The organism is Flavobacterium sp., assembly GCF_049590715.1.
In the GTDB taxonomy this organism is placed as follows: Bacteria; Bacteroidota; Bacteroidia; order Flavobacteriales; family Flavobacteriaceae; genus Flavobacterium.
In genome coordinates this window covers 1-8,349 of sequence record NZ_JBAWDL010000303.1, presented here as the reverse complement: position 1 = coordinate 8,349, position 8,349 = coordinate 1, and the positions used below count along the sequence as shown (strand labels likewise).

The 8,349-nt window shown below is 32.9% G+C and carries 9 protein-coding genes; 4 read left to right on the top strand and 5 right to left on the bottom strand.

Going from position 1 to position 8,349, the window contains the following annotated elements; all coding sequences use genetic code 11:
- Nucleotides 1–232, bottom strand: a 232-nt coding sequence (locus WBQ70_RS13200; RefSeq protein WP_423915014.1) for a DUF58 domain-containing protein, incomplete at its 3' end; no start/stop codon positions are given.
- An 83-nt stretch (nt 233–315) separates the two neighbouring features.
- On the bottom strand, nt 316–1,320 hold the full coding sequence (locus WBQ70_RS13195; protein ID WP_423915012.1) for an AAA family ATPase: 1,005 nt from the start codon (nt 1,318–1,320) through the stop codon (nt 316–318).
- A 172-nt stretch (nt 1,321–1,492) separates the two neighbouring features.
- Between WBQ70_RS13195 and WBQ70_RS13190 the strand changes: the two genes are divergently transcribed.
- Both WBQ70_RS13190 and WBQ70_RS13185 read left to right on the top strand, forming a co-directional pair.
- Nucleotides 1,493–2,632 (top strand): ATP-binding protein, encoded by a 1,140-nt coding sequence (locus tag WBQ70_RS13190; RefSeq protein ID WP_423915010.1) that lies wholly within the window; start codon nt 1,493–1,495, stop codon nt 2,630–2,632.
- 91 nt (nt 2,633–2,723) lie between these two features.
- Nucleotides 2,724–3,449: a metallophosphoesterase family protein gene (locus tag WBQ70_RS13185; RefSeq protein WP_423915008.1), complete on the top strand. Its 726-nt coding sequence runs from the start codon at nt 2,724–2,726 to the stop codon at nt 3,447–3,449.
- A gap of 255 nt (nt 3,450–3,704) precedes the next feature.
- Here WBQ70_RS13185 and WBQ70_RS13180 read toward each other — a convergent pair whose 3' ends face one another.
- Entirely contained in the window at nt 3,705–4,259 is a 555-nt protein-coding gene (locus WBQ70_RS13180) for an REP-associated tyrosine transposase (RefSeq protein ID WP_423915006.1), read from the bottom strand.
- 494 nt (nt 4,260–4,753) lie between these two features.
- On the opposite strand from WBQ70_RS13180, the gene WBQ70_RS13175 reads away from it, so the two are divergent.
- Nucleotides 4,754–5,269 (top strand): helix-turn-helix domain-containing protein, encoded by a 516-nt coding sequence (locus tag WBQ70_RS13175; RefSeq protein ID WP_423915005.1) that lies wholly within the window; start codon nt 4,754–4,756, stop codon nt 5,267–5,269.
- 11 nt (nt 5,270–5,280) lie between these two features.
- Nucleotides 5,281–5,820: an IS630 family transposase gene (locus tag WBQ70_RS13170; protein WP_423915003.1), complete on the top strand. Its 540-nt coding sequence runs from the start codon at nt 5,281–5,283 to the stop codon at nt 5,818–5,820.
- A 1,810-nt stretch (nt 5,821–7,630) separates the two neighbouring features.
- On the opposite strand, the gene WBQ70_RS13165 is transcribed toward WBQ70_RS13170, so the two are convergent.
- Both WBQ70_RS13165 and WBQ70_RS13160 read right to left on the bottom strand, forming a co-directional pair.
- Complete coding sequence (locus WBQ70_RS13165; RefSeq protein WP_423915002.1) at nt 7,631–7,948, bottom strand: DUF6922 domain-containing protein; 318 nt, start codon at nt 7,946–7,948, stop codon at nt 7,631–7,633.
- 39 nt (nt 7,949–7,987) lie between these two features.
- On the bottom strand, nt 7,988–8,349 hold a 362-nt coding region (locus tag WBQ70_RS13160; protein WP_423915001.1), incomplete at its 5' end, for a nucleotidyl transferase AbiEii/AbiGii toxin family protein.

The following is an 8,349-nucleotide window of genomic DNA, read 5'->3' as shown; positions in this document are numbered from 1 at the left end:
TCAATTCTCTTTCTTCTTCAAAAACTTTCACATGGGCTTCATTATAACGTGCCGTAACATTCCAATCAATGGCACGAATATCATCACCATATTGGTATTGGCGTACTTCACTAAAAGTCATTCCACGACCTTTAAAAGAGGTATGGTATTCACCCGAGAAGATATGATCACTCAATCTTCGGGTCTTGATTTCTATTTTCCGTACTTTTTTAAGTAAATCTTTTGTATCCATTTATATAATTTGTTTAAAGTTTAAAAAAGTTTAATATTTCAAATTTCATACAACAACTTGAAACATTAAACCTTAAACAAATTTTAAGGTACTTCTACTTCGTTTATAATTTTATTGATGATATCCATTGATGTGATGTTCTCTGCTTCGGCTTCGTACGTGATTCCGATTCTATGGCGCAATACATCATGTACAATAGCGCGAACATCCTCAGGGATCACATACCCACGACGTTTGATAAACGCATAACATTTAGCAGCAGTTGCCAAGTTGATACTTCCACGAGGAGAAGAACCAAAACTAATTAATGGTTTCAACTCTGCTAATTTGTATTTCTCAGGGTAACGAGTAGCAAAAACAATATCAAGGATGTATTTTTCAATTTTTTCATCCATGTACACTTCACGAACCGCTTCTTGAGCACGGATAATTTGTTCTACTGAAACGACTTGGTTTACTTTCTCGTAAGCTCCTTTTAAGTTTTGACGAATAACCAAACGCTCTTCATCCATTTTAGGATAATCGATAACCGTTTTAAGCATAAAACGATCGACTTGTGCTTCTGGAAGTTGGTAGGTTCCTTCTTGTTCTACCGGGTTTTGAGTTGCTAGTACTAAGAACGGTCTTTCTAATTTGAAAGTTGTGTCTCCAATGGTTACTTGTTTTTCTTGCATCGCCTCCAGTAATGCTGACTGCACTTTGGCAGGAGCACGGTTAATCTCATCTGCTAAAACGAAATTAGCAAAAACAGGTCCTTTTTTGATAGAGAACTCATTTGCTTTGATGTTGTATATCATGGTTCCTACTACATCGGCAGGTAATAAATCTGGGGTAAATTGGATTCGGCTAAAAGAACCATGAATGGCTTGTGAAAGTGTATTAATAGCTAAAGTTTTAGCTAATCCCGGAACTCCTTCAAGAAGAATGTGCCCTTGTCCTAAAAGTCCAATTAGCAAACGTTCTACCATATGCTTCTGACCTACAATCACTTTATTCATCTCCATTGTAAGAAGGTCTATAAAAGCACTTTCTCTTTCTATTTTTTCATTGATTGCTCTAATGTCTAAAGTCGCTGTATTTTCTTCCATTATCGTATTTTTAAAACCTTGTGATTAATGCTTTACTTTTGGTAGTGCAAATTGAAATTTTTTTTAGAGGAAAGATGTTAATAAATGGTTAAAACTTTAATCAAACCTCTAATTTTAAGGGTGAATTGTGATACTATTTTCATATTTTTAAGAACTTTAAATCTAATTTAAAATGATTAACAAAAGACTCTTAATTAAAAACTTACTGGCACATAATGATGAAAGTAGTTTTTATGACAAGAAGCGCCAGTTAAATTTGCATACAAGAGAGGGAAAAGCTAAATTTTTAAAGCATATTTGCGCCCTATCAAATTCAAATCCAGCGAATAACTCTTATATCGTTGTAGGTGTGGAAGATATGGATAATGAGATCATTGGGGATGATTTTTTTGATGATAGTCGCATTCAAAACTTAGTCAATGCTTATTTAGAGAACCCTCCCAAAATTCAATACGAGAACGTCCCTTTTCCTAATTTACCTAAAGATAAAGTGGTGGGATTGGTCACGATAAAACCCCAAAAAAATGTTTCTTTTTTCAAAAAAGGCATTCATACCATTCCAGCTAATAGTGTTTTTATCCGAATAGGAAGCAATACCATGCCGACTGAAGATAAAGTAGAGAAGAATTTTCAGAATACGGAAACCGTTATTGGCATTGAAAATCAGTCCCGAAACACGATTCAGCATACTCTTGATGGATTTTATGACTTTATGAATTTTCGCCATAAAGATATGGCTCCAAAATACAAAGTTTTCAAAGAGCTGTTTGTTATTTGTTGGGCTGGAATTCCAAAAGTAGTTCGAAATGCAACCTATCTTTCTCGTGTGGATATTGAATTAATAAATGAACAAATCAAGTTGTTTTATTCGGCACAAGATGTGGTTACGATTACTTATGACGAACATTCTTTTATTATTACTGAATATGTACCTCTAGGCCTTAACGATCAAACGAGTTTTTATCCACTAGAACAGCAACGGATCTATTTTTATGAAAATGGCTATTATAAAATTGAAAGCGAAATGCTGTTTCAACCGCCAGAGTTCAACAAAAAGATGTTATATCATATTTATAATTCTAATGTTTCTTTATTAAAAAAACTAGAAAAAGGAGTACCCTTAACGACACGAGAAAAACAAGATTTGGAGAATTTACCTTCCACTTTCATGATTTGCTATCTTAATGGTTTTGAGAAATCTAAGCAAAAATTAATTGATGCTAAATTGCTTTTAAAACCCTTTCCGAAAATTTATTTATCATTTAAAGAAGCCTTGCGTGTTTTAAGAAAAATGAAGTACGATGTTAGTTAAATTTGATTTATTTTCTCTAAATTCAGCTTTGATAAAACAGTTTTTCTTATTTTTATAAAAAAGGGAACTTATTTTGAAAATTAATAATAAAATGAGAACATTAGTAATAGGCGATATTCATGGTGGTTTGCGAGCGTTACACCAAGTTATAGAAAGAGCAAAAGTAACACCAAAAGACACTTTGATTTTTCTGGGCGACTATGTTGATGGTTGGAGCCAATCACCACAAGTATTAAATTTTTTAATCGAATTAAAATCGACAAATAACTGTATTTTCATCAGAGGAAATCACGATGAACTGTTGTTGCATTGGTTAAAAGATAATAAAGACAATGAGCTATGGCACCAACACGGAGGAGAAGCAACAGTACTCGCCTACGAACAAGTAAATAAAACAACCATTCAGCTACATATTGATTTTTTGCTTTCATTAGAAGATTACTATCTCGATGCAAAAAATAGATTGTTTATTCATGCGGGATTTACGAATATGAACGGAATTCGTTATGAGTATTTTTCTAAACTATTTTACTGGGACAGAACACTATGGGAAACAGCTCTTTCATTAGATCCAGCGATTAAACCTAATGATTTATTATATCCAAAACGCCTTACCCTATACGACGAAATTTATATCGGACATACTCCTGTAACCCGAATTAATCAAACGGTTCCTGTACAAAAAGCCTGTGTATGGAATATCGATACTGGAGCGGCTTTCAAAGGGCCATTAACAATTATGGATGTTGATACAAAAGAGTTTTGGCAAAGTGAACCTGTATGTCATTTATATTTTGACGAGAAAGGAAGGAATTAAAATTAATATATCGTGTGAGTGATTTTCTTATAATTTAATTTCTCATTATCTTTCATATATTACGATTTAGGTCTTCCCATTCTGTTCCACTCTTCTAATAACTCATCAATTTCATTATCGGACATATTTGGACCAGAAGAATTTTTTTTATAAAATCTATGATACCCCAATGGCGCACACTTACATTACGTAACCACTAAAGTTAGCGCAGGTATTTACCTGTGCCCACAAAGATTGGCAAAACACAATATTACTTCAAAACAAATCTAATACGATTACATCTAAATCATTATCTAAACTAGCATAATTTCTGGCAGAGCTAAAATAATAATCTTCGGGCAATGTTACAATTTTATCTTTCACAGGATTATTGTGGATATAATCTAATTTTTGACGTATAAATTTATTGCAATAAATATGTTCTGCATGATAGCCATTTTGCCATACTTTATAGTTTTGTTTATTTTTTAAATGTTCACATGACTTGCCAAAATATTCTAACATCCATTCTCTTCTGCTCTCGGGCTCTTCTACAATTATTTGTATGATTTTCTTAGAAGTAAATCGTTTAAAGTCCCGCATTACATCTGCCAAAATAAAACCCTCTGTTGCTTTGCAAAGTATGTGTATGTGACTGCTCATAATGCAATAGGCATAAATCTCTAATCCTTTGTTTACTTGGCAATACTGCAAGGCTTTTATAATGTTATTTTTTTGATTTAACCTTGTAAATACATCTATCCAGCCTACTGTTGTTATAGTTACAAAATAGGCTTCGTCAGTAATCGTTGCTTTATATTTTGTTGACATTTTTATTTTAAAAATAAACAAAAATGTTGTAACTCTTTTTACGACTACAACTTTTATTTAAAATATTAACTCACTGTTGCGGGCACAGGTGAATACCTGCGCTAACGTTTGTAGACAAGTTTGCGCCATCGGGGTAATGCATCAAGGTCTACCTTAAGTTTTTTCTAAAACTTCATATGATACCTTTCTACATTTTATAATGAAATTAGAATTAGGATTTTCTTCCAAATAATCATAATGATCAATGGGAAAAAAATCAAATGTTATTAAATCATTTTTATAATCAATATAAATTTCGTCCAAGAATAAACTTGGATCATCATTGAATTGATTAAATTTAATTAATTCAATTTTTGTGAAAATTAATTTTATTATTTCATTTTTATTTTCCTTTTTTAAATTAAAACAACTTATACCAAACACAAATATAAAATAGTCTAATTTGAATAGTTAGATTTTTTTTACTATATTTGGACTATATTATAATAGTGATTATGGCGAGTGTAAAAAAAATGATTATTAAGGAATCTGAAAAAGAAATCAAAAAACTACTAAAGGAATCTAACCCTTTTATTGGGCAACGTCTGAGAGTCCTCTTGATTTTAAAACAGAATGAAGAAAAGGGAATTTCTAAACGCGAAGTAGCGAAATTAGCAGGTGTTGATCCTAATAGTGTTCAGAATTGGAGAACATTATATATCAATACTGGAATTGAAGGGTTAATGAAACATCATAAAACAGGCTTTAAGCCTTCAGTTTTTAGTGCCATTGACCACCAAAAGCTAGAAACAAAACTCAATGACCCTCAAAATGGACTTCAAGGCTATGTTGAACTTAAAGCTTGGCTTGAAAAAGAGTCTGACAAAGTTTTTAATTACAACACACTACTTTATTATTGTATCAGGAATTTTAAATCAAGTGTAAAAGTGGCACGAAAAAGCCATGTTAAAAAAGACGAAAACCAAGTAAATAATTTCAAAAAAACTTCGGACGAATCTGCCAAGAAATAGCACTAAATGCCGTGGGTGATTTCACCTCTGTAAACCTATATTTTCAAGATGAATCGCGGTTTGGTCTGTTTACTAGAAGTGGAAAATCGGTTACTGCAATTAGAGTTAAGCCTATTTGTACTTTCCAACAAGTTTTTAAATCAACTTGGCTTTCGGGTGCTTTTTCTCCTATAACTGGAGACCATTTTCAGTTAATACTCCCATATTGCAATGCAGATAGTTTTCAAGTTTTTTTAGATGATTTCTCAAATGAAAACCCAACAGAACTCAAAATAATGGTGCTCGATAATGGAAGGTTTCATAAGGCTAAAAAGTTGATCATTCCTAAAAATATCGTTTTGGTATTCCTACCGCCATATTCGCCAGAACTTAATCCCGCCGAAAAAATGTGGGCAAAATATAAACGAGCATTTTCAAATAAATTTTTTGAATGCTTGGAAGATGTAGATGATTTCATTACCGAAGCCATGAATACAACTAGCAAAAAAGAGGTATTAAGTATCTGTGGGTATAGCTATATTTTTTTTGACGAAATTTGGACTATATTATAAATTTGTTTGGTATAAGTAAACACATCATAAATATAAAGACATGCAGAATACCCGAAAAAAGTGGCTCCTGGAATTTAAAATCGGTATAGTCACAATTAGTAGCCAGTACAAAAGTGTAATTCGTGTAGCTCAGGAACTGGGCAAGTGTTGGCAGACGTATTTATTTTCCCGTTTCAATGAATTGCAAAGCACGATCTAAAACCTCTCCTTTCCCTTGCTGAATGCCAAGAATTGTTGGTTTTACTTATATGTCTGGAATGATTCCAATTCTTTGTGTTTGGCGTTGGTCAGAATAATGAACGCCCCATCCTGTAAATATTGTAAAAAGGGTTTTTATTAAATTAAACTCACTTACATTCCCATCTGCGCCCGGATTGACGGTAAGTAGTAACTAATAAAAACGACTCTGGAGTTTTTACTGCACGCTTTAAGGGCAAGTTGTTTTGAGATGCAGAAAGTATTTCAAGCATCTCAAAACACAACTTGCTATTTTCCTGCGAAAATATTATTGCATATGGTTTTAATGGAAAGGGCTTGAGACCCTTTTTTTATTTTGCGGATATTTAGGAATTGTTATGTGTTGTTATGTGTTGTTATGTGTTGTGATTGGTTTGAACAAATCAGCCTTGATAAGGCTGTGTAGAAATAGGATAGTGCAGGTATTCCTGGCTTTAATGGGTTCAACTCTATAAAATCCAGAGAAGATTAACTGCAGTTATCTTCCGAATTAGAAATATGCAGATACTTACATTCAAACATAAATATTTAAATATATCTTCTCACGCCTATTGAGGTATCAATGCAATTCTGTACGGATGCGCTGATTTATAGAAGCATTTAATCCCATAAGTAAATGCGCTTGTATAGCCGTATGTATGTACATACGCTTTTACAATTTTATTCTTTTACATATGTATGCTTTTACGCAAAGACATGAATGCTCCCTTATGTAAATAAGTAAATAAATAGACTTTTAGATACACACATATACCCATATCTAAAAACGTAAATATATTTTCCAAAGAAAACCGAAAATCGGAAAAAAGAAAAAGAAAGCAATTTCAAAGGACGGGATGCAGACAGGACAAAAGGAAACGGAATAAGTCCCGAAGGGTGGTTTGTGAGGGACGAGCAAACCATTATGCCGTAGTCTTTTGGACAGACTGATCCAGCACGTCCTACCTTGTTTTCTTTTTATTATTTCTTTAGGTAAAATATAAAGTGCAACCCGCACAAAATATGACATGCCAATCAAAGACTTAAAATGCCGAAATGAAGAATCTAAATATCTAATAATTACCTTTTACCTTAAAATCAGGAATAATGAAAAAAGATAAGCCTAAAGATAAAGCACCGAAAAAAAAGAAAAAACCACTATTACCTCTAAAACCTGAAGAGGAAAAAAAGAGGAAAATTAAAAAAAAAGGATGATAGAAAGAAATTTCCATTTGTGCAGGTAGACAGAGGTGGAAACATTTTAACCAATTTCTTCTCTAATTTTCTCAAACAGTTTAAAAACCCAACAAAAATAGGGCTGGGCAAAATGTTAGATAAGCTATCGGTTATTAAAATTAAGGAAAGCAAAAAAAAGCTATTAGAGAAGCCTGATAACCCTTTGGATATAATGGGGTCTGTAAAAACGGTTTTTCGTTATGTAAACAATGATAGCAGGAACAATTTAACTCCAAGCGAAAAAGAATCATTGAGACAGCGTACAAACCAGCCACTTAATATTGGCGTTAAGAGGAACAAAGCAAAGATAAGAAATTAAACAAACAAAGAAAAACCCGTTTAAGGATTTAGGTATTAACTAAATCCAGTGGTAGGGTTTATCTTTACGGTTAAGATAGCAGTACATCTCTTCCTTTTTCAGTTCAGGAAACAATTTTAAAGCCTTGTCAATGGCATAATTTGGAAGAAAATAAATTTCGTCACGAATTGCTTTTACCACCTTTTCAAGGCCGTAGAAACGAACAATTTCGTCGATTTCTTCCTTTCCACCACGCTCTACGATACGGGCAATAATAGTTTTATAGGCTCTCTCAAAGTCCATTGCATCTATGTCGAAATCCCAAAAAAATACTGGGTTTAGATTTGGGATTGCCTTATTTTTTTTAACTCTTGCCATGACGTAAATATACGATTTTTTAACTTCTTATTCAAACACTTAGCCTCTTAATCCACGTCCCTTATTGGGTGGAGGAATTTGATTTTTTGATTCAGAAAATAAAATGGAAGGATTGAAAACTGCTTTTTTTAGTCGCTGAGTTATTTTGTTCCAATTGGTTTCCTTGCCTTTCAGGAGTTTGACTTTTTCTTCTTTGTCTATATTCCTATGATCCATTAATGCAAGAGCAGCCAGTCTCGGATTTCCATTATATTTGTTTTGGTATGTTTCTAAATAGGTTTTAAGGGAATGGTGTTCCAAAAGAAAATACATGTCAACAAAGTCTTTTATCCTTGTGCCGTTTTGGAAAATCGCATGAAGCTTCATAGCGCCAATATCATGTAAAGATGCCAGACGTACAC

What these genes read in the sequence shown, in the direction of transcription:
- WBQ70_RS13195 (WP_423915012.1), bottom strand. Translation starts at nt 1,320, where the DNA reads ATGGAAGAAAATACAGCGACTTTAGACATTAGAGCAATCAATGAAAAA.
- WBQ70_RS13190 (WP_423915010.1), top strand. Translation starts at nt 1,493, where the DNA reads ATGATTAACAAAAGACTCTTAATTAAAAACTTACTGGCACATAATGAT.
- WBQ70_RS13165 (WP_423915002.1), bottom strand. Translation starts at nt 7,948, where the DNA reads ATGGCAAGAGTTAAAAAAAATAAGGCAATCCCAAATCTAAACCCAGTA.
- WBQ70_RS13185 (WP_423915008.1), top strand. Translation starts at nt 2,724, where the DNA reads ATGAGAACATTAGTAATAGGCGATATTCATGGTGGTTTGCGAGCGTTA.
- WBQ70_RS13180 (WP_423915006.1), bottom strand. Translation starts at nt 4,259, where the DNA reads ATGTCAACAAAATATAAAGCAACGATTACTGACGAAGCCTATTTTGTA.
- WBQ70_RS13175 (WP_423915005.1), top strand. Translation starts at nt 4,754, where the DNA reads ATGGCGAGTGTAAAAAAAATGATTATTAAGGAATCTGAAAAAGAAATC.